This window comes from Frigoribacterium sp. AC759 (assembly GCF_979256015.1).
Window position 1 is genome coordinate 400,305 of sequence record NZ_CEEDMT010000001.1, and the last position, 23,066, is coordinate 423,370.

Consider the following 23,066-nt stretch of genomic DNA (forward strand, 5'->3'; position numbering starts at 1 on the left):
CATGCTGCCCTGCCGAGGCGTCCACGGGGTGAACGGGACGTGTCGGGCCGGCCGAGAGTCATCCGCGGGTGGGCGGGAGTCACCCGGTCCCCTTCTTGGGGGACCGGCTCCGCGGGCGATATCGTCGCCTCTGGCGGAACCCGAACCCGCCACCCGTCAGGAGAACACCCCCCATGAACCGACTCACCGGCATCGTCGCCGTGGCAGCGATCCTGTCTCTGGGGGTGGCGGCCCCGGCCGTCGCAGCCCCCTCGGGCACGAACAGCACCAGCAGCACGAGCAGCACCAGCAGTGCGAAGGGTTCGACCGGCCCGAAGACCGCGACCGGCCCGAAGGGCGCGACCGGCCCGAAGACCGCGACCGGCCCGAAGAAGAAGGCCGTCGTCAGGGCCCCCTCCGCCCCGCGGTCGGTCACGGCCACCGCAGTCGGGGCGACCTCCGTGGACATCGGCTGGAAGGCCCCGGCGTCGACCGGCTCGCCGGCCCTCGCGGGCTACTCGGTCACCCTCGTCTCGGTCGGCGGGCATGCCGTCGGGCGGACGATCCGGGTCGGCCCGACGGTGCGGACCGCTCGCATCACCGGGCTGACCCCCGGCAGTCGCGCGCGTCTCGAGGTCAGGGCGCGGAACGCGTCGGTCTCGAGCGTCGCCGCCGCGGTGTCGTTCACGCCCGCGACCGCGCCCGTCACCCCCGTGGACGAGGGGACCGCCGTCTTCGCCGTGACGAACGGACGCATCGTTGTGTTCCCGACCGTCGACTCGGCGCCCCTCGACGTCGCTGCGGCGCCGGCCGCACCCGGCGGCTACGACGTGGCCGCGAACGGCGACGTCACGGTGCTCGACTCGACGGCCGGCACTCTCGTCCGGTACCCCTCCACCCGGGCGGCCCCGGTCACCCTGGCCACCGGGCTGGCGGGCGCCGACGAGCTGCATGTGTCGCCGAAGGGCGTCGCGTACCTGCTCACCGCCTCGGGCTCGCTCGTCGAGTTCGGCGTCGACGGCACCCGCCGCACGGTCGCCGCGTCGTTCCCCTCGGCGCCCCTGCAGCTGACGGTGCGGGCGAACGGCGACGTCGTCGTGCTGTACACCAGCGTGCTGCGCACCTACCCGGCCGGCGGCGGCGCCCCGGTCGAGAGCACCTTCTCGCAGGGCACCACCCGTCTCGCCGACCTCGTCGCCGGCGCCGGTCGCACGAACTACTTCGAGGCCAACAGCGGCGGCGCCGTGGGTCTCCAGTTCTGGTCGACGGACGACGGCTCCGGCACCTCGGGCGGCAGCCCGTCGCTCACCGACCGCACCATCTACGCCGCGGGCGGTTACGGTCTGAACGGCTCGTTCTACTCGCTGCAGGCGACGACGTTCTGCCTGCCGCAGGGCGCGAACCGCCCGCCGTGCACGGCCGACCTCGCCACGAAGGACGTCGCCGTCACCTCGCCGAGCGGCGTCCGCACGGTGGTGCCCGCCACCGGTCTCGCCCTGCAGAGCCAGACGCGACCCGGCAGCATCGCTGCCGACGCCGACGGGGTCCTCTTCGTCGGGCTCGCCAGCGGTGCCACCCCCGGGCTGTGGAGCATCGCCCCCGCAGGAGGCGCGGCGCAGCTGGTCGAGGAGGGCGCCTTCACCGACGTGCAGGTGATCGACTGACCCCTCCGGCGCGTCGTCTCAGAGGCCAGGGGCCGCTTCGCGCTCGTCGTCGAACTCGGCCACGGTGGCCGTGATCAGCGCCTGCGCGGCGGCGAAGGCCCCGTCGGCGTCGCCGTCGGCGAGGGCGTCCGCCAGGGCGTGGTGCCGGGCGGCGCTGGCGGGGGTGTACTCGGTGATGGTGAAGCGTCGCTCCTCGGTGCGGGTGCGCAGCAGCGCTTCGACCGTCGTGGCGAAGTGGCCGATGACGGCGTTGCCCGAGCCGTGCAGGATCGCCGAATGGAACGCGATGTCGGCCTCGAGGTACTTCCGCCCGTCGCCCTCGACGCCGGCTTCGACCATCGCGCTGGCCGCCTGGCGGACGAGCGCCGCCTGCAGGGGGTCGAGCCGCCCCGCGCTGAGGCGGGCGGCCACCGGTTCGAGGCCGAGTCGCAGCTCGAGCAGCTCGCGCATCTGCGTGTGGTACTCGGGCCCGCGGCCGCGCCACACGATGATCTGCGGGCTCATCAGATCCCACGAGGCGCGGGGGAGCACCTGGGTGCCGACCCGCTGGCGCGGCTCGACCATGCCGAGCGACTGCAGCACCCGGAGCGACTCGCGGAGCACCGAGCGGGAGACCGAGAATCGGACGGCGAGCTCGTCGAGGTTCACGATGGACCCCGGACCGAGTCGACCGTCGACGATCTCCTGACCGAGGACGTCGACCACCTGAGCGTGCAGACCGCGCTCACGGGATGACTGGAGTCCGGGCGTCATCGTCAGCTCCTGGGATCGGGGCGAGGGCGCCTTGCCGGGTGGGTCGCCCTGTGGCAGACTCCATAAATCTGATTTATCAGCATCGATCAGATCGACTCGCGCCTCAAGACTGCCAGATCGACGGGTGGCCGGCGCGAGGCCCCGCCCGTTCGAACCCGCACCATCCCCCTGACGACGAGGTCGCGACGACGCGTCCTCGAAAGGACGCGACAGCATGACCCCCAGCGCCGCGGCACCCGCCGCCCCCACCACTCCGAGCAGCGAGACGCCCGTGTCGGCAGGCGGGGCCGTCTGATGGCCGTCGTCGAGAACGCGGGCCGCGCCTCCTCGGGGCCGTACGCCACCGATCCCGTGCTGGTCGTGATGGGCGTCTCCGGCTCGGGCAAGTCGACGCTCGCCGCGATGCTCGCCGAGCAGCTCGGCTGGGACTTCTACGAGGGCGACGACCTGCACCCCGACGAGAACGTCGCCAAGATGGCCGCGGGCACGCCCCTCGACGACGACGACCGGGCCCCCTGGCTCGACACGGTGTCGTCGTGGATCATCGAGCACGCCATGGCGGGCGTGCCGGGCGTCATCACCTGCTCTGCGCTGAAGCGCAAGTACCGCGACGTGCTGCGCGAGCACAACGTCGTCTTCGTCTACCTCCGGGGCACCCGCGAGATGCTCGGCGACCGCATGGCGTCGCGCGAGGGGCACTTCATGCCGAGCGCTCTACTCGACTCGCAGGTCGCCACGCTCGAGCCGCCGCAGGCCGACGAGCGGCACGTGGTCGTCGACGCCGGGCGCGCACCCGCCGAAGAGGTCGACGACGTCATCCGGCTGCTGGGTCTGACGCGCGCCTGAGCGGGGCCGAGCGGGGCCGAGGCGTCCGCCCGCGCGGGGGACCGGCTGGTCGTCGGCCCCCTCGGGGTCAGGCGGGTGCGCCGGCCAGCGCCGCCACCGAGACGACCGTGGCCTGGTCGCGGTCGAGGTCGATGACCGCGAGGTGATCGAGGATGAGCACGGCGCCGACCGACAACGCCGCCTGCCGGGTCGCCGTGACGTGCGGTCGATACCCCGCGCCGTTCCGATCGGGGTCGTCCGCGGCCCAGCCGATCGACTCGAGCGCGGCGAGCAGGCTGGTGTGCAGCGCGGTCAGCAGCTCGGGCTCGACCAGGGCGACCGGCGTGTCGCTGTCGCGCCCGAACCGGGCCGTGGCGCCGATCGCCGTGGGGATGGGCTGGGTGCCCGCGGCGACGCCCGCGACGGCCTCCTCGACCGCGTGGCGCCCCGACAGGGCGGTGAACGGCGGCACGACGGTGGCGTGCAGCGGCAGGCGCCCGACGGTGTGGCGGTCTCCGACGACGAGGGCGTCGATCGGGGCGATGATGGCGTAGTGCGGCACGTCCGTCACGCTACGCGCGGGCCCCTGCGCGGATCGCCGACGGCGGCGCCGTCGGGGGACACGTCAGGAGGCGCGGGCCGGGCCCGTCGACCCCGGCGTGCGACCGCTCGCCGCGCGGGCCCGTGCCGTGTCGCTGCGCGGACCGACCGGGACCGAACGCATCGCCTGCGCGAGACCCGACACGGTGCTGTCGACGTACATGCTCTCGGCGCGGTCGACCACGAACGTCTCGTGCCAGATGCCGACGGCGCCCGGGGCCGAGCGGGCGCGACGGTTGAAGGCCGTCCAGGCCGGGCGGTGCGCCTGATCGGGCGAGCTGGCGTAGGCGTAGAGCTTCTCGAGCGACGTCCAGTACTGGACGAGCACCGGCCCGCCGCGGCCGATCGTGACGCGGAAGCCGGCGAGGCCGCTGTCGGGGTCGCGCATGAGCTCCGTGAGCATGGGCGTCATGGCGCCGAAGACGGGCAGCCAGCGGTCGGGTCGCCACCAGCGGTTGACGGTCATGCCGATCAGGAACACCACGAGCTCGCCGTCGTGCTCGTGCGTCGTGCGGCTCGGCTTCGGCTTGACTCTCGTCATGGTCTCTCCTTAGATGGATAGTGCGGCTCTCCAATAATGGAGAGTCCCGCTATCCAATGTCAAGGGGAACCGTGCGCATCTCCCAGCTGGCCGAGACGACCGGGGTGCCGGTCGCCACGATCAAGTACTACCTGCGCGAGGGTCTGCTGCCCGAGGGCGAGCGCACGAGCGCCACCCAGGCGCAGTACGGCGACGACCACGTGCGCCGCATCCGGCTCGTCCGGGCCCTCGTGGGCGTCGGCGGCCTCAGCGTCGCGACGGCGCGCAGCGTGCTCGAGCAGCTCGACGCCGAGCACGACTCGGTCGCCGAGATGCTCGGAGTCGCCCAGGGGTCGGTGACCCCGACCGCCGTCGACGGGCTCGACGTCGGTCGCGCCCGTGCCCTCGTCGACGGCTGGGGGTGGACGATCGACCCCGGCTCGCACGACGTCCTCGCGGCCCTCGAGGTCGCGATCTCCGGGCTGGAGGCGGCCGGCTTCGATCTGCCCGACGGCCGGCTGGACGGCTACGCCGAGGCCATGGCGACGGTCGCCGAGGCCGAGATCGCCGGCATCCCGGTCGACTCGGTCGACGCCGCCGTGCAGTACGTCGTGCTCGGCACGGTGCTCGTCGAGCCGCTGCTGCTCGCGCTCCGTCGCCTGGCCCAGCAGGACGCCTCCTGGCGCCGCTTCGGGGTCTGACACCGCGCCTCCTGCCGGGCGTGGGGCGGCTCGTCCGTCGACCGGGCGGGATGTCAGGAGGTGCGGGCCCCGCCCCGCAGACCGATGAACGAGACGACCGCGCTCGCCCCGAGCAGCAGGGCGACCACGACGACGACGCGATGGAACCCGTCGACCGTCAGCGCGCCTCCGGCGATGACGCCCAGGAACGCGACCGCGACCAGCCCGGAGACCCGCGAGATCGCGTTGTTCACGGCGGAGGCGATCCCCGACTGCGCGGCCGGGATCTGCGACAGCACCGTCGAGGTGAGCGGCGCGACCGTCACCGCGAGACCGAATCCGAACAGGACGACGCCCGGCACGATCTGCCACCAGACGTCGATCGGCTCGCGGACGAGCAGCATCCAGAGGAACCCCGCCGCCGTGATCAGGGGCCCGACGGTCATGAACGGGCGCGGGCCGTGCCGGGCGGCGAGGGTGCCGAACAGGGTCGAGAACAGCAGCGACACGATCGTGGTGGGCAGGGTCACCAGCCCGGCGAGCGTGGCCGAGAGCCCCGCGAGCTCCTGCACGACGAGCGGGATGGTCAGCGTGCCGAGGTTCAGGGCGGAGTAGACGCCCACGGTGGCCAGGTTGCCGACCGTGAAGGCGCGGGTGCGGAAGAGCGAGAGCGGCATCATCGGGGCGGGGGCGCGGCGCTCCCACCAGACGAAGGCGACCAGCGCGGCGAGGCCGACGGCCAGCGGCACGACGACGAACCAGGCGCCGAAGCCGACCCGCTGCCCCTCGATCAGCGCGAAGACCGGGCCGGCGAGACCGACCGCGGCGAGCACGGCGCCGATCGCGTCCACGCGCGGGGGAGCACCGACCGAGCCGCGGTGCGCATCGCCGGGGAGGCGCGTCATCAGCAGCAGGGTCAGCACGACGGGCACGACCACGACGGCGAACACCCAGCGCCAGCCGATCGTGTCGACGAGGGCCCCGCCGGTCAGCGGGCCGATCAGGAACGCGACGCCCGTCCAGGCCGTCCAGCTGCCGATGGCCCGGCCCTGCGCCGGGCCGCTGAACGTCGACGTGATCAGCGCGAGACTGCTCGGGACGAGCAACGCCGCCGCCACGCCCTGCAGAGCGCGCGCGGCGATCAGCAGACCGGGGTCGGGCGCGAGGGCGGCGAGCACGCTCGTGACGGCGAACGCGATCAGCCCGGCCCGAAGCACCCGCACTCGGCCGAAGGTGTCGCTGAGCGAGCCGGCCACGAGCATCAGCGAGCCGAGAGCCAGCAGGTAGGCGTCGACCACCCACTGCTGCAGGGCGAGGTCGGCGCCGGCGGTGGCCCCGGTGCCCGAGCCCGCGAGCTCTCGCGCGATGGCGGGCAGCGCCACCGTCACGATCGAGCCGTCGAGGAACGCCACGAACGACGCCAGCACCGCCACGACGAGGACGACGCGCCGGCCGCGCAGGGTCGCGGCGTCGTCGTTCGGGGCCGGGGGAGGTGTGCTCATGCTGCACTCAACACCCGGAGGACCACGAGTGATACCCCGCCGTCACCGTACGCCGCCACGAACTCGACATGCCGCCACGCGATTCGGCGGCGGGATGTCGAGTTCGTGGCGGTGTAGCGGTGTGGCGGTGTGGCGGCGGCGGGAGGCGCGGGCCGGGTCGCGCAGACCGCACGCCGCGCCACTCACCCCTCGCGGACGACGTCCTCCGGCGACTTGTCCGGGCGCCAGCCGCGCCACGAGGGCTGACGCAGCCGCCCGGTCGACGTCCACTCGGCGATCGACACCTCGCCGACCCGCGACGGCGTCACCCAGTGGGCGTCGCGCGCGTCGGCCGCCGGCACGCCGACCAGCGGGCTGGTCTTGCGCTCCGCTGCGCGCAACGACGGCAGCAGCTCGTCGAGCTCGCGGTCGGTGAAGCCGGTGCCGACGCGCCCGACGTACATCAGCCCCTCGTCGCCGGGGACCCCCATCAGCAGCGAGCCGACCCCGTCGGCCCGACGCCCGGCACCGGGCCGCCACCCGGCGATCACGACCTCCTGCGTCTGGTGGTGCTTCATCTTGATCCAGGCCCGCGAGCGCCGCCCGACGCTGTACGCGGCGTCGCGGCGCTTGGCGACCACCCCCTCGAGTCGGAGCCGCTTCGACGTGGCGACCGCCGCCTCCTGATCGCCGTCGAACGCCGGGGGCACGTCGATCGCCCCGCCCGCGTCGACGATGCGCGTCAGCACCTCGCGCCGATCGTCGTACGGGTCTCGCACGAGCGACCGGCCCTCGGCCCGCATCACGTCGAAGAGCAGGTACCGGACGGGCGCGTCTGCGGCGACCCGGGCGATGTCGCGCGGGCGGCTCAGCCCCATGCGGCGCTGCAGCAGGCCGAAGTCGGGGCGACCCTTCTCGTCGACGGCCACGATCTCGCCGTCGAGGACCGCGCCTCCCTCGCTGTCGACCCGCTCGGCGAGCTCCTGCAGCTCGGGGTAGGCGGGGGTGAGGTCGTTGCCGTTTCGGCTGGTGAGCGTGACGGCTCCGTCGTGCACGATCGCGACGGCGCGGATGCCGTCCCACTTCATCTCGAAGGCCCAGTCGCCGTCGGCCAGGTCGTGCGCGTCGCCCGTCGTCGCGAGCATCGGTGCGACCGGGTCGGGTGCGGTTGCGGTTCCGGGTGCGTGTTCGGGTGCGGGTAACTCCTGCTTCCCGTCGCGAGCCGAGGAGGCGCGGCCCGACTTCCCGGGGGAGTCGCCGCGCGAACGCGACACCCGTGAGGAGTTGCCGACGGGCGAGCCGCCGCCGCTGCTCTCGCCGCCGCCGCTGCTCTCGCCGCCGCCGCTGCGGCTGCCGCTCTTACCGTTGCCGCTGCCGCTGCCGCCGCCTCCGCCGCTTCTCTTGCCGCTGCCGCCACCACCGCTCTTGCCGCCGCTCTTCCCGCTGCCGTCGGCGTCGTCCTTCATGCGGTGGATCAGCCAGTTCGACTCGGCCCGCCCGCCGCCGTGGCCCGTGTGGATCAGCGCGACGCGGCGGGTGCCGCGCTGCTCGCCGTGCAGCACGACGATGACCTCCTTCCCCTCCCGCCACTTCTCGAGGTCGTACTCGCCCGAGTCCCAGATCGTGACCTCGCCCGCGCCGTACTCGCCTTTCGCGATGGTGCCCTCGAAGGTGCCGTACTCGAGCGGGTGGTCCTCGGTCTGGACGGCGAGGTGGTTCGTGCCCGGGTCGTCGGGCTCGCCCTTCGGCAGGGCCCAGCTGACCAGCACGCCGTCGTGCTCGAGGCGGAAGTCCCAGTGCAGCGAGCTGGCGTGGTGCTCCTGGATGACGAAGCTCGTGCCGTCGGTCGAGGCCGGGGCCTCGGCGGGCACGGGCTCGGCGGTCTTCGACGCGTCGCGCTTCGAGCGGTAGACCTCGAGGCGGTCGCGGGTCTTCTCGGACGGGTCGTGGTCGGGGGCCTCGGTGTTGCGGAAGTCCTCGCCCAGCTCGCCCGACGGCACCGGCACGTGCGCCGACACGTCGGCCAGGGGGTCGCCACGCCGCTTCAGCCGCGAGAGCACGTCGGTGTACTCGAGCTGCACCAGCGACTTCGAGGCGAGCTCGCGCCAGGTGCGCGGCATCGCGACGGTCGGCCGCGTCCGCCCACGGAGCGAGTACGGAGCGACCGTCGTCTTGTTGCCGTTGTTCTGCGACCAGTCGAGCAGCACCTTGCCCCGGCGGTCGGCCTTGCCCATCGTGCTCAGCACGAGGTCGGGGTGATCGGCCTCCATCGCGCGGGCCAGCTCGTGGGCGACCTCGCCGACCTGGGCGCTGGTCTGCTTCCCGTCGAGCCGGGCGTAGAGGTGCACGCCCTTGCTGCCGCTGGTCACGGGCATCAGCTCGAGTCCCATGCCCTCGACGATGGGCCGCAGCAGCTTCGCCACGGCGACGCACTCGGCGAGGCCGACGCCTTCGCCCGGGTCGAGGTCGAGCACCAGCCGGTCGGGGTTCCGCTGCGCCCCCTTCGGGCCGAACCGCCATTGCGGCACGTGCACCTCGAGCGCGGCGACCTGCGCCAGCCAGGTGAGCGTCGCGACGTCGTTCACCATCGGGTAGACGTTGGCGTGGTCCTTGTGCTCGATGGTGTGCCGAGCGACCCAGTCGGGCGCGGAGTCGGGCAGGTTCTTCTCGAAGAACACCTCGCCGTCGACGCCGTTCACCCAGCGCTTGCGGGTGGCCGGTCGACCCTCGACGTGCGGGAGCATCCACTCCGCGACTGCGGCGTAGTAGCCGAGCACGTCGGCCTTGGTCGTGCCGGCGTCGGGATAGAGCACCTTGTCGAGGTTCGTCAGCTGCAACCGGTGCCCGCCGACCTCGACCGTCTCGCCGCGTCCCTTGCCCGCCATCGCGCGCCTCCTCGTGTCGTGTGGTTCTCGTTCTACCCGGCTGCGGCGGGTCCGTGTCGTCGGCGGCGGGTCGGCGCCGCCCCGCCGCCGACCACGGGGACCCGCCCCATCGACCGCGGCCCGCCACCCCGCGCGAGCGGGAGGACGGGCCGTGGTGGAACGACGGAGCCGAGGAGGCGCAGTGTCAGACCGCCGGCATCGCTCCGGCGATCGTGATGGTCGCGCCCGAGGTGTAGCTCGACTCGGGGCTGACCAGGTGCACGTAGGCGGCGGCGAGCTCGGCCGGCTGGCCGGGGCGGCCGAACGGCGCCTGGCCGCCGAACTCCGACACCGTCTCGGCGTCGTCGGAGCCGGGCTGCAGGGGGGTCCAGACCGGGCCGGGGGAGACCTGGTTGACGCGGATGCCCTTGGGCGCCAGCTGCTGGGCGAGACCGGCGGTGAAGACGCCGATGGCGCCCTTCGTCAGTGCGTAGTCGATCTTGTCGGGGCTCGGCTGCGTGCCCTGCACCGAGCCGGTCGTCACGATCGACGAACCGGGCTCGAGGTGGGGGATGGCCGCCTGGGTCAGCCAGAACAGCGAGTAGACGTTGGTCTTGATGGTCGAGTCGATGTCGTCCGTGGTGAGCGTGAGGATGTCGTCGTTGCTCTTCATCCGGCCGGCGACCATGACGAGAGTGTCGAGTCCGCCGAGCTCGTCGACGGCGGTCTGCACGAGGTCGCGGCAGTACTGCTCGTCCGAGATGTCGCCGGGCACGAGCACGGCGCGGCGGCCCTCGCCCTCGAGCAGGTCGCGCACCTCCTCGGCGTCCTCCTGCTCGCTGGGCAGGTAGCTGAGCACGAGGTCGGCGCCCTCGCGGCTGAGCGCGATCGCGGCGGCGCGACCGATGCCCGAGTCGCCGCCGGTGACGATGCCGCGGAAGCCGGTGAGGCGCTCCTTGCCGACGTAGCTGGTCTCGCCGTGGTCTGGCTTCGGGTCCATCTTCCAGGCCTCGCCCGGCAGCGACTGCTCCTGCTTCGGGAACGGCGGGGCGGGGTACAGGTCGACCGGGTTCTTCTTGTCGTATTGGCTCATGCCGTCCACGGTGCTCGCACCGAGCCTCCCGCGCTCACGGGGTGTACCCCGCAGACGGGCATTCGGAGGCCATGCGGAGAAAGATGTCGGGCATGCGATCGATCTGGAAGGGCGCGATCACGTTCGGGCTCGTGAACGTGCCCGTCAAGCTGTACAGCGCCACGGAGGACCACGACGTCTCGCTGCACCAGGTTCACGACGCCGACGGTGGCCGCATCCGGTACCAGCGGAAGTGCGAGATCTGCGGCAAGGTCGTCGACTACGAGCACATCGACAAGGCGTACGACGACGGCGACCGCACCGTGGTGATCACGGGTGACGACCTGAAGTCGCTGCCGGAGGAGAAGTCGCGCGAGATCGACGTGCTCGAGTTCGTGCCCAGCGATCAGCTCGACCCGATCATGTTCGACCGCAGCTACTTCCTCGAACCGGACGGCACGTCACCGAAGGCCTACGTGCTGCTGCGCCGGACCCTCGAGGAGACCGACCGCACGGCCATCGTCCACTTCTCGCTGCGGCAGAAGACCCGGCTCGCGGCCCTGCGCGTCCGCGGCGACGTGCTGATGCTGCAGACGCTGCTCTGGGACGACGAGGTGCGGGAGGCGCGGTTCCCGGCGCTCGAGAAGCAGACCCGCATCAGCGACAAGGAGCTCGACATGTCGTCGTCGCTCGTCGACTCGCTCAGCGACGACTTCGAGCCGGCGGATTTCAGCGACGACTACCAGGAGGAGCTGCGCCAGCTGATCGACGCGAAGCTGGAGGAGGGCGAGTCGCTCGACACCGACGCCACCTTCGGCGAGAAGCCGGAGGACGACGACGAGGGCGGCGAGGTCATCGACCTGATGGAGGCGCTGCGCCAGTCGGTCGAGAAGAACCGGTCGGGCGGACATCGCAAGCCCGCGAAGAAGCCCGCCGCTGCCGAGAAGCCGGCCGCCTCGTCGTCGACATCGAAGCCCGCGGCGAAGAAGTCGCCTGCGAAGAAGCAGTCCGCGAAGAAGGCGACCTCGGGGTCGACATCCGGAGGGGCGGGTTCCGCGGCGAGGAAGAAGCCCGCCTCGTCCACCTCCGACAAGAAGGCGGCCCCGAAGAAGAAGGCCGGCTGACCGCGACGGTCAGTGTTCGCGGAGCGCCTCGATCAGGTCGGCCTTCTTCAGGTCGGAGTAGCCGGTCACGCCCAGTTCCTTCGCGCGTCCCCTGAGCTCCTCCACCGTCCAGTCGTCGTACGAACCGGACTTCCCGCCCCTGGCGGCCACCTTCTTCTCGCTGTCGCCCTTCTGGGCGGCGGCGTTCGAGATGCGCGCAGCCTTCTCCTTCGACGCCCCCTCGTCGCGGAGCGCCTCGTACATGTCGGGGTTCTTCAGCTGCGGGGGAGTCTCGTCCTTCGGCGTCATGCGCCCGACCGTACGCCCGGCGCGGCGGCTTGTCTCACGCCTCAGGCGCCGAACTGCCAACCGGTGACGTCGGGGTGGTCCTCGCCGTGCTCGTACGCGTACGCCCGGGCCGCCTCGCGGCGCGACTCGAAGTCGGCCACCAGCTCGGGGTGCTCGTCGGCCAGCCCCGGCACGCGGTGCAGCACGTCGAGCACCAGCCGGTACCGGTCGATGTCGTTGAGCATGGCCATGTCGAAGGGCGTGGTCGTGGTGCCCTTCTCCTGGAAACCCCGCACGTGCAGCTCGTCGTGGTTCGTGCGCCGGTAGGTCAGCTGGTGCACGAGCGACGGGTAGCCGTGGAAGTCGAAGACGACCGGCTTCGAGGTCGTGAAGAGCGCGTCGAAGTCGTCGCTCGTCAACCCGTGCGAGTGCTCGCGGACGTCCTGCAGACGCATGAGGTCGACGACGTTGACCACGCGGGTGCGCAGCGACGGCAGCACCTGACGCAGCAGATCGGCGGCGGCGACGGTCTCGAGGGTCGGCACGTCGCCGGCGCAGGCCAGCACGACGTCGGGGTCGACGCCGTCGACCGGGGTGCCCTCGGTGCCGGCCCACTCCCAGATGCCGACGCCGCGGCGCACGTGCTCCTCCGCCTCGGCGAGCGACAGCCACGCGGGCGACTCCTGCTTGCCCGCCACGATGACGTTGACGGTGTCCGTGGTGCGGAAGGCGTGGTCGGCGACGGCCAGCAGGGTGTTCGCGTCGGGTGCCAGGTAGATGCGCACGAGGTGCGCCTGCTTGTTGACCACCACGTCGAGGAACCCCGGGTCCTGGTGCGAGAACCCGTTGTGATCCTGCCGCCAGACGTGCGACGACAGCAGGTAGGTGAACGACGAGATGGGGGCGCGCCAGTCGATCTCGTCGGCGCTCTCGAGCCACTTGGCGTGCTGGTTGAACATCGAGTCGACGATGTGCACGAACGCCTCGTAGGTGTTCAGCAGCCCGTGCCGCCCGGTCAGCAGATAGCCCTCCATGAGCCCCTGCAGGAGGTGCTCGCTCAGCACCTCCATCACCCGCCCGCTGCGGGCGACGTGCTCGTCGTCGGGCCAGACGTCGGCCGACCAGACCCGGTCGGTCACGTCGAACACCGGGTCGAGTCGGTTCGACACGGTCTCGTCGGGCCCGAACAGCCGGAACGTCGAGGGGTTGTCTCGCACGATCTCGGCCAGCCACCGGCCGAGCACGCGCGTGGCCTCGGCCTGCGTCCGGCGGTCGTCCGACGTCTCGACGGCGTGCCGGCGGTAGTCGGTCAGGGTGAGATCGCGACGCACCAGCCCGCCGTTCGAGACCGGGATCGCGCTCATCCGCTTCTCGCCCTCGGGCCGGAGATCGCCGAGCCACGCGACGGGGCGCCCGTCGTCGTCGAAGAGCTCGTCCGGTCGGTACGAGCGCATCCACGCGTCGAGCTGCTCGCGGTGCTCGTCGTTCTCGCGGACTCCGCTCAGCGGCACCTGGTGCGCGCGCCAGGTGCCCTCGATGCGCTCTCCGTCGACCACCGCGGGCCCCGTCCAGCCCTTCGGGGTCTTGAGCACGATCATCGGCCAGCGGGGGTGCTCGCCGCCGTCGCCGGTGCGCGCCTCCTGCTGCAGCTCGTCGATGCGGGCGAAGGCCCGGTCGAGGGCCGCCGCCATCCGTTCGTGCACCCGCATCGGATCCTCGCCGTCGAAGCCGCCCGCGACGACGATCGGGTCGTGACCGTAACCGCGCATCAGCTCGAGCAGCTCGCTCTCGGGGATGCGCGAGAGCACCGTCGGGTTGGCGATCTTGTAGCCGTTGAGGTTCAGGATCGGCAGCACGGCGCCGTCGTGGCGGGCGTCGAGCAGCTTGTTCGCATGCCAGCTGGTGGCCAGCGGCCCCGTCTCGGCCTCGCCGTCGCCGATCACGCAGACGGCCACGAGATCGGGGTCGTCGAGCACGGCGCCGTACGCGTGACTCAGCGAGTAGCCGAGCTCGCCGCCCTCGTTGATCGAACCGGGCGTCTCGGGAGCCGCGTGCGACGGGATGCCGCCCGGGAACGAGAACTGCTTGAAGAGCCGCTGCAGCCCCCGCGCGTCGGGCGTGATCTCGGGGAACAGCTCGGAGTACGTGCCCTCGAGGTACGTGTTCGCCACCATGGCCGGCCCGCCGTGCCCCGGGCCGCAGACGTACAGCAGATCGCGGTCGTCCCGGCGGATGACGCGGTTCAGGTGCGCGTAGACGAAGCTCAGCGCCGGAGACGTGCCCCAGTGACCGAGGAGGCGCGGCTTGATGTCGTCGCGCGCGATCGGCCGCGTGAGCTGCGCGTTCTCCATCAGGTAGATCTGCCCCACGGTGAGGTAGTTGGCGGCCCGCCACCACGCGTCGACGAGAGCGAGCTCGTCTTCGGCGGCTGTCGGGACGGGGGCGGGTGCGGGGCTGCTCATGTGGCCTCCTTCTGGTCGTCGGTCGCATCGGTGCTCAGCTCGTGGATGGTGATGGCGGCGTTGACCAGCGCGAGGTGGCTGAGCCCCTGCGGCATGTTGCCGAGGAACTGGCCGTCGTCGGCGCTGATCATCTCGGTCATGAGACCGAGGTCGTTGGTCTGGTCGACGAGCTCGTCCATCAGGGCCACCGCCTCCTCCTGTCGGCCGACGCAGGCGAGGGCGCTCGCCATCCAGAAGGCGCAGGCCACGAAGGTGCCTTCCTCCTCGTGGACGTCGCTGTAGCGGAACACCAGCGGCCCCGCCCCGAGCTCGCGGCGGATGGCGTCGATGGTGCTCGACATGCGCTCGCCGCGGTCGAAGCCGCTGGGGGCGTGCAGCAGCACCGAGGCGTCGAGCTTGTCGCTGCCCGGGTACATCACGTACGCCCCGAGCTCCTCCGACCAGCCGTGCTCGTCGATCCACTCGACGATGAGGTCGCGGTTCTTCTTCCAGTGCTCGAGGTCGTCAGGGTCGGGGTGCATCTGACCGATCTCGGTCAGCCGCAGCGCCGAGTCGATCGCCTGCCAGCAGCCCATCTTGCTGCTGACGTAGTGCTGCTCGTCGCCGAGCTCCCACATGCCCGAGTCCTTCTCCTGCCAGCGACGGCAGGCGTCGTCGGCGAAGCTCGCGAGGAGGTCGCCGGTCGAGACGTCGAGGATGTTCCCGTCGTCGGCGTACTGGCTCATGATCGACAGGATGTCGGCGAAGGTGCCGAGCTGCAGCTGCTCACCGGCCGGGTTGCCCTTGTAGACCGGTCCGATGCCGCGCCAGCCCTCGGATCCGGTCTCGTGCGTGCCGTCGGGCACGGTGCCGTCGAGGTTGAGGAAGATGTGCATCGTGCGGCCGTTGGCCTTGAGAGCCGAGAGCATCCACGACACGGCCGCCTGGGTCTCCTCGCGGAGGCCGAATCGGACGAGGGCGTTCACCGTGTAGGCGAGATCGCGCACCCATGCGAACCGGTAGTCCCAGTTCTTGTCGCCGGTGAAGTTCTCGGGCAGCGCGGCGGTCGCCGCCGCAGCGATCGCGCCGGAGGGGCTGTAGATGAGGAGCTTCAGGGCGAGGGCGCTGCGCTGGACCTGCTCGGCCCAGGGGCCGTCCCAGTTGAACTCGTCGGACCAGGTCTGCCAGTTGCCGATGGTGCGGTCGATCCCCTGGTCGACGACGTGCGGATCGGGCAGGTGCAGGGGTTCGTCCTCGACGCCGCAGAGGCACAGGAGCGAGCGCGACCCCGGCTCCGTCGTGAACTCGCCCCAGAAGCGGTGCGGGCCCCCGTGCGTCTCGCCGTCGCCCGGCTCGGTCGAGTCGATGCGACCGTGGCCGAAGCCGACCAGGGCGATGTTGATGTCGGCCGCGCGGAGGACGGGCCCGTGAAGCGTGTCGAACCGTCGGATCGGATGCGTGCCGAACGTGTTGCCGGGCACGACGGCCCAGCGCATGTCGACCGAGCCCTCGACCCCGTCGATCCGTCGGGCGAGCTCGGCCCAGGGGAGTCGACCCGCGATGCCGGTGACCAGGGCGTCGGTCACCTCGACGACGCCCGTGGAGGTGCGGAAGCGGGTCACGAGGACGTTGGTGTTCGCGACGTACCGGCGCTGCACCTCGAAGTCGTCGTCGACCGGCCGCAGCTCGATGCGACCGCCTTTCCCCGCATCGACGATGCCCGAGAACACGGGGTCGGAGTTCAGCTCGGGCATCGGGAGCCAGTCGATCTGCCCGTCTCGGGCCACGAGGGCGACGGTCCGGCCGTCGCCGATCGCCCCGTACGACCGCAGGGCGATGTAGCCGTCTTCTCGGGGCTCGGGTCGGTGCCACTCGCCGGCGGCGCGCGCGGCTCCGGGGTCGGTGGTGGCGGCGGTGTCGTCGGGTCTGTCCAGGAGATCGGTCACGTCGTCTACGGTGGCCCGGCGCGCCTCCTCGTGCTCGACCTCGCAGCCATCTGTGAGCCGGGGGGTGATCGGGCGGCCCTGTGGGGGACAGAAGGCGCCGCGGTCGGCGGTCGCCTGATAGACCGGAGGGATGGCCCTCCCCACCGGAACGACGACCGAGCCCCGCCTCCTCCTCGACGCGAAGGCGGTGCTCGTCGAGAGCCCTGTCTGGGACGCCGACGCCGCGGAGTGGATCTGGTGCGACATCACGCCCGGCGTGCTGCACCGCACGAGCGCCGACGGGACGCGCGACCGCACGACGCAGCTGCCCGCGCCCCTCGCGAGCTTCCAGCGTCGCCGGGGTGGCGGACTGATCATGGCGCTCGGCGACCGCATCGTCACGACCGACGACGAGGGCGGCGACCTGCACGAGATCGCGCACCTGCCGCACCGGCACGACGGCATCCGCTTCAACGAGGGCAAGTGCGACCCGTTCGGCGCCTTCGTCGTCGGCGCGATGGACGTCACCGACGAGGCCCCCGACGGCCTGATGTACCGGATCGGCCCCGACGAGGCCGTGACGCGCCTCCGCGGCGGCTTCACGACCTTCAACGGGCTCGAATGGAACGACGACGGCCGCACCATGTGGTTCACCGACACCGGCGTGAAGACCATCTTCCAGGCCCAGTGGGGCCCCGAGGGCGACCTGGCCGAGGTCGTGCCGTTCACGAGCGGCGGCATGCACGACGGTCTCGTACGCGACGAGCGAGGCGAGTTCTGGGGTGCGATCTACGGCGAGGGCGTCGTCGTCCACCTCGACCAGGACGGCGATCTCATCGACCGCATCGAGTTCCCGGCGCCGCAGCTGACCGGCATCGCGATCGGCGGCCCCGACATGTCGACGCTCCTCGTCGGCTCGGCCCGCGAGAACATGAGCGACGACGAGCTGGCCCGTGCTCCGCTGAGCGGGGGCCTCTTCACCGTCGAGCTCGACCGCCGCGGTCGCGAGAGCTTCCTGTTCGGCTGAGCGCACGGCCCACCGGCCGAAGGGGACGAGCCGTCAGGCCGAGCGGACGGCCCGTCAGGAGGCGGACGGCCCGTCAGGGGACGGACGGCCCGTCAGGAGACGGACGGCCCGTGTCGACCGGGCCGCCCGCCTGCCGGGTGCGCGACCGTCAGATGCGGCCGGCCAGCTCGACGTCGCCGGGCGTGCACTCGCGCACGACCTCGCGGGCGGCGTCCCGAGCGCCCTCGACGTTCCAGAGCAGCACGCCCTCGACGCCGTCGTCGCCGAGGTAGTAGGCCACGGCGCTCCCCTCGCCTTTGTCGTCGAGCACCGTCTCGAGCGAGGCGTCGAGGGTGCCGACGGCCTCGTACGAGATGTCGAACACCTTCGAGTAGTAGTACGGCGTGTGGTCGTAGACCTCGTCCGAACCGGCCATGATGCGGCCCACCGCGGCGCCCTGCGACTTCGCGTTGTCGACGTGCTCCACACGGCGCCGACCGAGGATGGCGTCGGGGTAGTCCGCGACGTCGCCGGCTGCGAACACGTTCGGGTCCGAGGTCCGGAGCCTCTCGTCGACCACGACGCCGTCGTCGGTGTCGAGACCGGCGTCGGCCGCGAGCGAGTCGTCGGGCGAGATGCCCAGTCCGACCACCACGGCGTCCGCGTCGAGGGTCGACCCGTCGTCGAGCACGAGGTGCACCCCGGCGTCGTCGGCCGTGCCGCTCTCGACGCGACGACCGCGGGCCAGCTCGACCCGCGCCTCCTCGAACGCCTTCTCGAAGGTCGCCGCGATCGGAGCCGGGAAGATCGACCCGCCGAGCACGTCGTCGGGGAACACGAGGGTGACCCGCGTGTCGTTCCGCGCGAGGGCGGCGGCGATCTCGGTGCCGATGTAGCTGCCGCCGACCACGGCGACGTGGCGTCCGTCGCCCGACAGCTCGCGCAGCCTCCGGTAGTCGGCGGCGGTGCGGAAGTACACGACGCGGTCGTCGTCGGGCAGGTCGAGCGCGGTCGGACTGCCGCCGGTGGCCAGCAGCAGACGGCCGTAGCCGACCGTGTCGCCGTCGCTCGTCGTGACGGTGCGCGCCTCGCGGTCGATCGACTCGACCATGGTGCCCAGGCGCAGCTCGGCGCCCGACGCCTCGACGGTTCCCAGGTCGTTGTCGGCGGGGGTGTAGTCGGGGTCGATCCAGAGCTTCTTCGACAGCGCGGGTCGGGTGTAGGGGGCGTCGACGTCGGCGCTGACGATCAGGATCGTCGCCTCGGGGGTGGTCTCGTGGATGGCCTTCGCCGCGGCGTCTGCGGTCATGCCGCCGCCGACGATGACGTGGTCGTAGCTCGTGCTCATGGTGTCGATCCTCTGGACGAGAGACGGCACCGCCCGGGAGGCGCGGGTCGCGCGGTCCAGGACGGTGCCGTCAGGGGGTGGTCGGGTCAGTTGGCGATGGCGCCGACGCGGTCGAGACCCTCGGCCGCGGCCGACTCGTCACGATCGCGGGTCTTGGGCGAGCGGGCGTCCTTCTCGGGGTGACGGTTCTCGGCGCCGGTCATCCACGCGAGCTGCTCGAGGCGCTCGAGGATGCCGTGCAGCACGTCGGCCGTCGTCGGGTCCTCGTCGTCGACGTCGTCGTGCACGGTGCGCATCGTCTCGGTGACGGCGTACATACGGTCGACGATGAGGTCGACGACGGCGGTGGTCTCGACGGGCCCGGCGGGGAACTCCTCGAGGCTGGTGTTCTTCGTGACGATGGCCGATCGGCCGTCGGGGATGAGGTACACGGCGCGCATGCGCTCGGCGACCTCGTCGGAGAACTCGCGGGCTGCGTCGACGATCTCGTCGAGCTGCAGGTGGAGGTCGCGGAAGTTCGAGCCGAGGAGGTTCCAGTGGGCCTGCTTGCCCTGGAGGTGCAGCTCGATGAGGTCCACGAGGACCTTCTGCATGTTGTCGCGGAGTGTGTCGGATCCCTGGAACATGATGTCTCCCGTTCGTCGTGGGTTCGTTTCGGAGTCTGTGCACCGGCGGGTGCGTCGCACCGGTGGGTGCGTCGTGGACGATAGACCCCCGGGGCCGGGTCCTCTCAGATTGCGGGGGACGACCCCGGGGGTAATGGGCGGCGTGCTCCCAGTTCTGGGGGGAGGGGCGGCGAGGGAACCGGTTCCCTGCTGCGTGCGCGGGTGATAGCTTCTCGATAGCGGACGAGTCGATACCCGTCGGCATCGGACGACATCGATGGGCCCGCGGAGTCGGGTCGGTCAGGCCTTGAGGGGGGCGCATGGTTGCGAGGACGACGGTCACGGCCGCGGAGTCGACGGAGATCGTCCGACTGCGGCGCGAGATCGAGAGCGCCTGGGGCGCCTTCGACGACATCGAGCTGATGGAGTGGGACCACCGCGTGCTGGTCGTGCGGAGCATCGTCGGGTCGCTGCCCGACGCCGCGAGCGCTGCCGCCCGGGCCGGGCACGGCGACTTCGCGCTGCAGCTGCTGCACGACGCCGCGCTCTTCCCGCCGCCGTGGGCGAGCATCTGCAGCAAATGGGACGCCGCCCTGGCCATGTCGGTCGAGATCGTCGAGAGCCTCGCCTGCTCCGAGAGCGAACTGCTCGGCCAGCTCTGAGGCACAGACCCACCGCCGCGCCTAGCCTGAGGTCATGACGAACGCCCCCTCCCGCGAACGGCCGGGGCGACGCCGGGTCGGTCTCCGCCGGTTCGTCCGGTGCCTCGTGCTCGACTACGCCTTCGTCTGGCGGGTCCATCTCGACCCGCCGTCGAAGCGATCCGTCCCCCGGGCCTACCGCGAGGGCGATCGCGCCCCCGTGCTGCTGCTGCCGGGCGTCTACGAGACGTGGCGGTTCCTCCGGCCGATCGCCGATCGGCTGAACGCCCTGGGGCATCCGGTGGTGGTCGTGCCGGGGATGCGCCACAACCGGCGCCCGATCGCGACGACCGCCGAGGCGGCCCAGGCGGTGCTCGATGCGCACGACCTCCGCGACGTCATCGTGCTCGGACACAGCAAGGGCGGTCTCATCGGCAAGACCATGATGGTCTCGACCGACGTCGACCGGCGCATCGCCCGCATGGTGACGGTCAACAGCCCGTTCTCGGGCACGCGGTGGTCGACGGTGCTGCCGAACCCGGCGCTGCGGGCGTTCTCGCCGCGCGACGCGGCCCTCCTCCGCCTGGCCGACCAGGTCGACGCGAACGCGCGGATCACCTCGATGGCGTCGCGGTTCGACGCGCACGTCACCGAGGGCAGCGTGCTGCCCGGTGCGACCAATCTCGAGTTCCCGGTCGACGGGCACTTCCGCCCGCTCGGGAACGCGCGCTGCCAGGCGCTCCTCATCCGAGCGGTGCAGGGCGGGCCCGAAGGAGGCGCGGGGCCGGTCAGCCGATGATCTCCTCGCGAACACGGCGGAGGTCCTCGAGCAGCGACCCGACCAGCACCCAGTTGTCGGGGTCGGGGCGGAGCACCTGCACCGGCGAGGTCAGTGCCGGGGTGTCGTCGGGCGACGGCGTCGACGAGGCGGGCCGGCCCGTGTCGGCCGGGCGCGCCTCCTCGGTGGTCCAGGCCAGGAGGCGGACGTCGTGCGCCGCACGACGGAGGTCTTCGGCGATGCTCTGCACCACGGGGTCGTCCGCCAGCCCCGGGTCGTAGTTGTCGTGCACCGAGCGGACCATGCCGACCACGCGGTTCACCAGCACGGTCAGGCGGTCGAGCAGCGCCCCGTCGGCCTCGAGCACCGAGCGGTTGCGGCTGGCCCGGGGGTTCAGCTGCAGACTCTCGACACCGGCCGTGACCGCCGAGGAGGCGCGGGCCTGGGCTGCGCGCAGCGCACGGGCATCGTCGAGTCCCGCCCGCAGCCGCGCCGCGTCGACCGGCTCAGAGAGCACGGCGGCGGTCTCGTCGAGCACCGACGCGATGTCGCGGGCGAGACGGCCCACCGCGAGATGCGCGGGCGCGAGCAGCACCGGCGGCACGATCAGGGCGTTCACCGCGAGGGCGATCGCCGCGCCGATGATCGTCTCGAGCACCCGGTCGAGCGCGTAGTCGGGGGTCTGCGCGCCGATGGCGAGCACGAGCATGGCCGAGATCGGCACCTGGTTCGCCGAGCTCGGCGTGAGCCGGAACGCCCACGCGACCAGCAGGCTGACGACGACGATCACGAGCACGATCCAGGTCGCGTCGCCGAAGACGAGACCGGCGGCGAAGGCGATCAGCACCCCCGCGATGACGCCCACGCTCCGCTCGAGACCGCGGACGAACGACTGGTTGACGCTCGGCAGCACCACGAGCAGCGCGGCGATGGCGGCGAAGATCGGCAGCGGCTGCTGCAGCAGGGCCACCGAGGCGAACCAGGCCGCGATGACCGCCGCCGAGGTCTTGACGACCTGCAGCAGGGGCGTCCGCTTCGACTGGCGGATGCGCGACGCCACTCCAATGCGCGGCAACCCCCTCGGCAGGGGTCTCACGCGACGGGACGGCACGGGCCCAGACTACCGATCGCCGTGAGCGGTCCATCACGATTCGGTCACCCCGCGGCCCTGTGCGCACGGTGCCCGTCGCGCGGGCTGGTTCACTGACGGGGTGTGGCCCAACTCGGCTGAGATCCTCCCTGCAGCGTTCGCGAACTCCGGTGTGACCGTCGTCTCGTTCCGACCGCACTCCGTCGAGCCCTCCGGCGCCGGGTTCCTCTACGGCTACGAGGTCGACACCGTCGACGCCCTCGGTGCGACCGCCACCGTGCTGACCTTCATCGACACCGACGCCCGCGCCGCCGACGGCTCGTCGGTGATCGCCACCGACCCCGGCACCGGGCGGCCCCTCGCCGTCTGGGCCTACCCGGCCGACCCGATGCTGCCCGCGCTCGCCGGCGTCACGTTCCCCGACCGCGTGGTCGAGTCGCTCGCCGCCCTCGGCATCGTCGTGACGTCGCCGACGCTGACGGTCGCGGCCTACCGACCGGGCAAGCGCGCCGTCATCCGGCTCGACTCCGCCGAGGCGACGCTGTTCCTCAAGGTGATCCGCCCCGATCGCGTGGCCCCGATCGTCGACCTGCACACGGCGTTCCGCAGCAGCGGCGTCCCGGTGCCGGCCGTGCTCGCCTCACGCGCCGACGGGCTGCTCGTGCTCGAGCGGGTGCCCGGCGAGCCTGCGGGGCGGCACGTGCTCGCCCTCGCCGACGACCCGCGCTTCGTCGACCAGCTCGTCGAGATCGGGCGCCTGACGGCCACCGTGCCGGTGGTGGCGCCCGCGCAGTCCGACGCGCTCGACCACGGCGGCTGGCACCGCGCCACGCTGCTCGGGCAGCTGCCGCGGCGGGCCGCCGAGATCGACGCGGTCTACGCCGAGATCGACCGGCGCCGCGCCAGCTGGGTCGGCGACCCGCTGACCGTCATCCACGGCGACCTCCATCTCGAGCAGCTCTTCGTCGACCCGGCCGAGCCGTGGCGCGTCACCGGCGTGCTCGACATCGACACGGCGGGGGTGGGTCACCCGGCCCGCGACGCGGCGGCCCTCGTCGCGCATCTCGTCGTCACCGGCCAGTGGCACCGCGGCAACGGCGACGACCCCGAGGCGCGCGCCTGCGAGCGCCTGGCCGACGAGGTCGCCCGCGTCTGGAGCGACCGCGTGCCGCAGTGGGCCGAGCGCCTGGCGCCGGCCGTCGCCTCGCAGCTGCTCGCCCACGCCGGCGGACAGGCGACCCTCGGAACCGAGACCGGTCGCCGCAAGGCCGTGCAGCTGATCGCCGCCGCCGTCGGCGCTCTGCGGCTGCCGGTCGGCCAGTCGGACGCCGGCGACTGACCGTCGCGACACACGAGGAGGCGCGGGTGGCGTCGGTCGCCCGCGTGCGCGTAAACTGACCGCA

20 protein-coding genes are annotated in these 23,066 nt (G+C 72.2%); 8 read left to right on the forward strand and 12 right to left on the reverse strand.

Annotated features, from left to right (window positions below; all coding sequences use genetic code 11):
• Positions 1-173: 173 nt before the first annotated feature.
• Positions 174-1,643 carry a fibronectin type III domain-containing protein gene (locus tag ACZ6JE_RS01870; protein WP_464318040.1) on the forward strand — a complete coding sequence of 490 codons (1,470 nt, stop codon included), beginning with the start codon at positions 174-176 and terminating at the stop codon, positions 1,641-1,643.
• 18 nt (positions 1,644-1,661) lie between these two features.
• Here ACZ6JE_RS01870 and ACZ6JE_RS01875 read toward each other — a convergent pair whose 3' ends face one another.
• A complete protein-coding gene (locus ACZ6JE_RS01875) occupies positions 1,662-2,396 on the reverse strand; it encodes a FadR/GntR family transcriptional regulator (RefSeq protein ID WP_192060039.1) in 735 nt (244 codons plus the stop codon).
• A 294-nt stretch (positions 2,397-2,690) separates the two neighbouring features.
• Here ACZ6JE_RS01875 and ACZ6JE_RS01880 point away from each other — a divergent pair, with 294 nt between their 5' ends.
• A complete protein-coding gene (locus tag ACZ6JE_RS01880; RefSeq protein ID WP_192060041.1) occupies positions 2,691-3,242 on the forward strand; it encodes a gluconokinase in 552 nt (183 codons plus the stop codon).
• Between the two features lie 67 nt (positions 3,243-3,309).
• Here the strand turns inward: ACZ6JE_RS01880 and ACZ6JE_RS01885 are convergent, their stop codons facing one another.
• Positions 3,310-3,783 carry a 2'-5' RNA ligase family protein gene (locus ACZ6JE_RS01885; RefSeq protein ID WP_192060043.1) on the reverse strand — a complete coding sequence of 158 codons (474 nt, stop codon included), beginning with the start codon at positions 3,781-3,783 and terminating at the stop codon, positions 3,310-3,312.
• Between the two features lie 63 nt (positions 3,784-3,846).
• Positions 3,847-4,362, reverse strand: a complete 516-nt coding sequence (locus ACZ6JE_RS01890) for a DUF4188 domain-containing protein (RefSeq protein ID WP_464318041.1) — start codon at positions 4,360-4,362, stop codon at positions 3,847-3,849.
• Positions 4,363-4,433: 71 nt separating this feature from the next.
• On the opposite strand from ACZ6JE_RS01890, the gene ACZ6JE_RS01895 reads away from it, so the two are divergent.
• Entirely contained in the window at positions 4,434-5,042 is a 609-nt protein-coding gene (locus tag ACZ6JE_RS01895) for a MerR family transcriptional regulator (RefSeq protein ID WP_464318042.1), read from the forward strand.
• A 53-nt stretch (positions 5,043-5,095) separates the two neighbouring features.
• On the opposite strand, the gene ACZ6JE_RS01900 is transcribed toward ACZ6JE_RS01895, so the two are convergent.
• The 3 genes from ACZ6JE_RS01900 to ACZ6JE_RS01910 all read right to left on the reverse strand — a co-directional run bounded on the left by ACZ6JE_RS01900 (position 5,096) and on the right by ACZ6JE_RS01910 (position 10,459).
• Positions 5,096-6,523: an MFS transporter gene (locus ACZ6JE_RS01900; RefSeq protein ID WP_464318043.1), complete on the reverse strand. Its 1,428-nt coding sequence runs from the start codon at positions 6,521-6,523 to the stop codon at positions 5,096-5,098.
• Positions 6,524-6,705: 182 nt separating this feature from the next.
• Entirely contained in the window at positions 6,706-9,387 is a 2,682-nt protein-coding gene (locus ACZ6JE_RS01905) for an ATP-dependent DNA ligase (protein ID WP_464318044.1), read from the reverse strand.
• A 184-nt stretch (positions 9,388-9,571) separates the two neighbouring features.
• A complete protein-coding gene (locus ACZ6JE_RS01910) occupies positions 9,572-10,459 on the reverse strand; it encodes an SDR family oxidoreductase (RefSeq protein WP_464318045.1) in 888 nt (295 codons plus the stop codon).
• A gap of 92 nt (positions 10,460-10,551) precedes the next feature.
• Between ACZ6JE_RS01910 and ku the strand changes: the two genes are divergently transcribed.
• Complete coding sequence (ku, locus tag ACZ6JE_RS01915; protein WP_192060055.1) at positions 10,552-11,562, forward strand: non-homologous end joining protein Ku; 1,011 nt, start codon at positions 10,552-10,554, stop codon at positions 11,560-11,562.
• 9 nt (positions 11,563-11,571) lie between these two features.
• Here ku and ACZ6JE_RS01920 read toward each other — a convergent pair whose 3' ends face one another.
• From ACZ6JE_RS01920 to ACZ6JE_RS01930, 3 genes are read right to left on the reverse strand one after another with little or no spacing between them, the layout of a single operon-like run.
• Positions 11,572-11,850 carry a DUF7218 family protein gene (locus ACZ6JE_RS01920; protein WP_192060057.1) on the reverse strand — a complete coding sequence of 93 codons (279 nt, stop codon included), beginning with the start codon at positions 11,848-11,850 and terminating at the stop codon, positions 11,572-11,574.
• Between the two features lie 41 nt (positions 11,851-11,891).
• Positions 11,892-14,291, reverse strand: a complete 2,400-nt coding sequence (locus ACZ6JE_RS01925) for a phosphoketolase family protein (RefSeq protein WP_464318046.1) — start codon at positions 14,289-14,291, stop codon at positions 11,892-11,894.
• A complete protein-coding gene (locus ACZ6JE_RS01930; protein WP_464318175.1) occupies positions 14,288-16,108 on the reverse strand; it encodes a glycoside hydrolase family 15 protein in 1,821 nt (606 codons plus the stop codon). The genes ACZ6JE_RS01925 and ACZ6JE_RS01930 overlap by 4 nt, the downstream gene beginning before the upstream one ends.
• Before the next feature lie 238 nt (positions 16,109-16,346).
• On the opposite strand from ACZ6JE_RS01930, the gene ACZ6JE_RS01935 reads away from it, so the two are divergent.
• Complete coding sequence (locus ACZ6JE_RS01935; protein ID WP_244636933.1) at positions 16,347-17,222, forward strand: SMP-30/gluconolactonase/LRE family protein; 876 nt, start codon at positions 16,347-16,349, stop codon at positions 17,220-17,222.
• A gap of 148 nt (positions 17,223-17,370) precedes the next feature.
• Here ACZ6JE_RS01935 and ACZ6JE_RS01940 read toward each other — a convergent pair whose 3' ends face one another.
• Both ACZ6JE_RS01940 and ACZ6JE_RS01945 read right to left on the reverse strand, forming a co-directional pair.
• A complete protein-coding gene (locus ACZ6JE_RS01940; protein WP_464318047.1) occupies positions 17,371-18,549 on the reverse strand; it encodes an NAD(P)/FAD-dependent oxidoreductase in 1,179 nt (392 codons plus the stop codon).
• Positions 18,550-18,635: 86 nt separating this feature from the next.
• The gene (locus tag ACZ6JE_RS01945; protein ID WP_192060065.1) at positions 18,636-19,175 is read right to left on the reverse strand and encodes a Dps family protein; all 540 of its coding nucleotides are present in this window, start codon (positions 19,173-19,175) and stop codon (positions 18,636-18,638) included.
• Between the two features lie 299 nt (positions 19,176-19,474).
• Here ACZ6JE_RS01945 and ACZ6JE_RS01950 point away from each other — a divergent pair, with 299 nt between their 5' ends.
• Complete coding sequence (locus ACZ6JE_RS01950; protein ID WP_192060067.1) at positions 19,475-19,816, forward strand: hypothetical protein; 342 nt, start codon at positions 19,475-19,477, stop codon at positions 19,814-19,816.
• Positions 19,817-19,850: 34 nt separating this feature from the next.
• On the forward strand, positions 19,851-20,594 hold the full coding sequence (locus ACZ6JE_RS01955) for an esterase/lipase family protein (RefSeq protein WP_464318048.1): 744 nt from the start codon (positions 19,851-19,853) through the stop codon (positions 20,592-20,594).
• On the opposite strand, the gene ACZ6JE_RS01960 is transcribed toward ACZ6JE_RS01955, so the two are convergent.
• Entirely contained in the window at positions 20,584-21,633 is a 1,050-nt protein-coding gene (locus ACZ6JE_RS01960) for an FUSC family protein (RefSeq protein WP_464318049.1), read from the reverse strand. The genes ACZ6JE_RS01955 and ACZ6JE_RS01960 overlap by 11 nt on opposite strands.
• Before the next feature lie 151 nt (positions 21,634-21,784).
• Here ACZ6JE_RS01960 and ACZ6JE_RS01965 point away from each other — a divergent pair, with 151 nt between their 5' ends.
• The gene (locus ACZ6JE_RS01965; protein ID WP_464318050.1) at positions 21,785-23,002 is read left to right on the forward strand and encodes a phosphotransferase family protein; all 1,218 of its coding nucleotides are present in this window, start codon (positions 21,785-21,787) and stop codon (positions 23,000-23,002) included.
• Positions 23,003-23,066 lie beyond the last annotated feature (64 nt).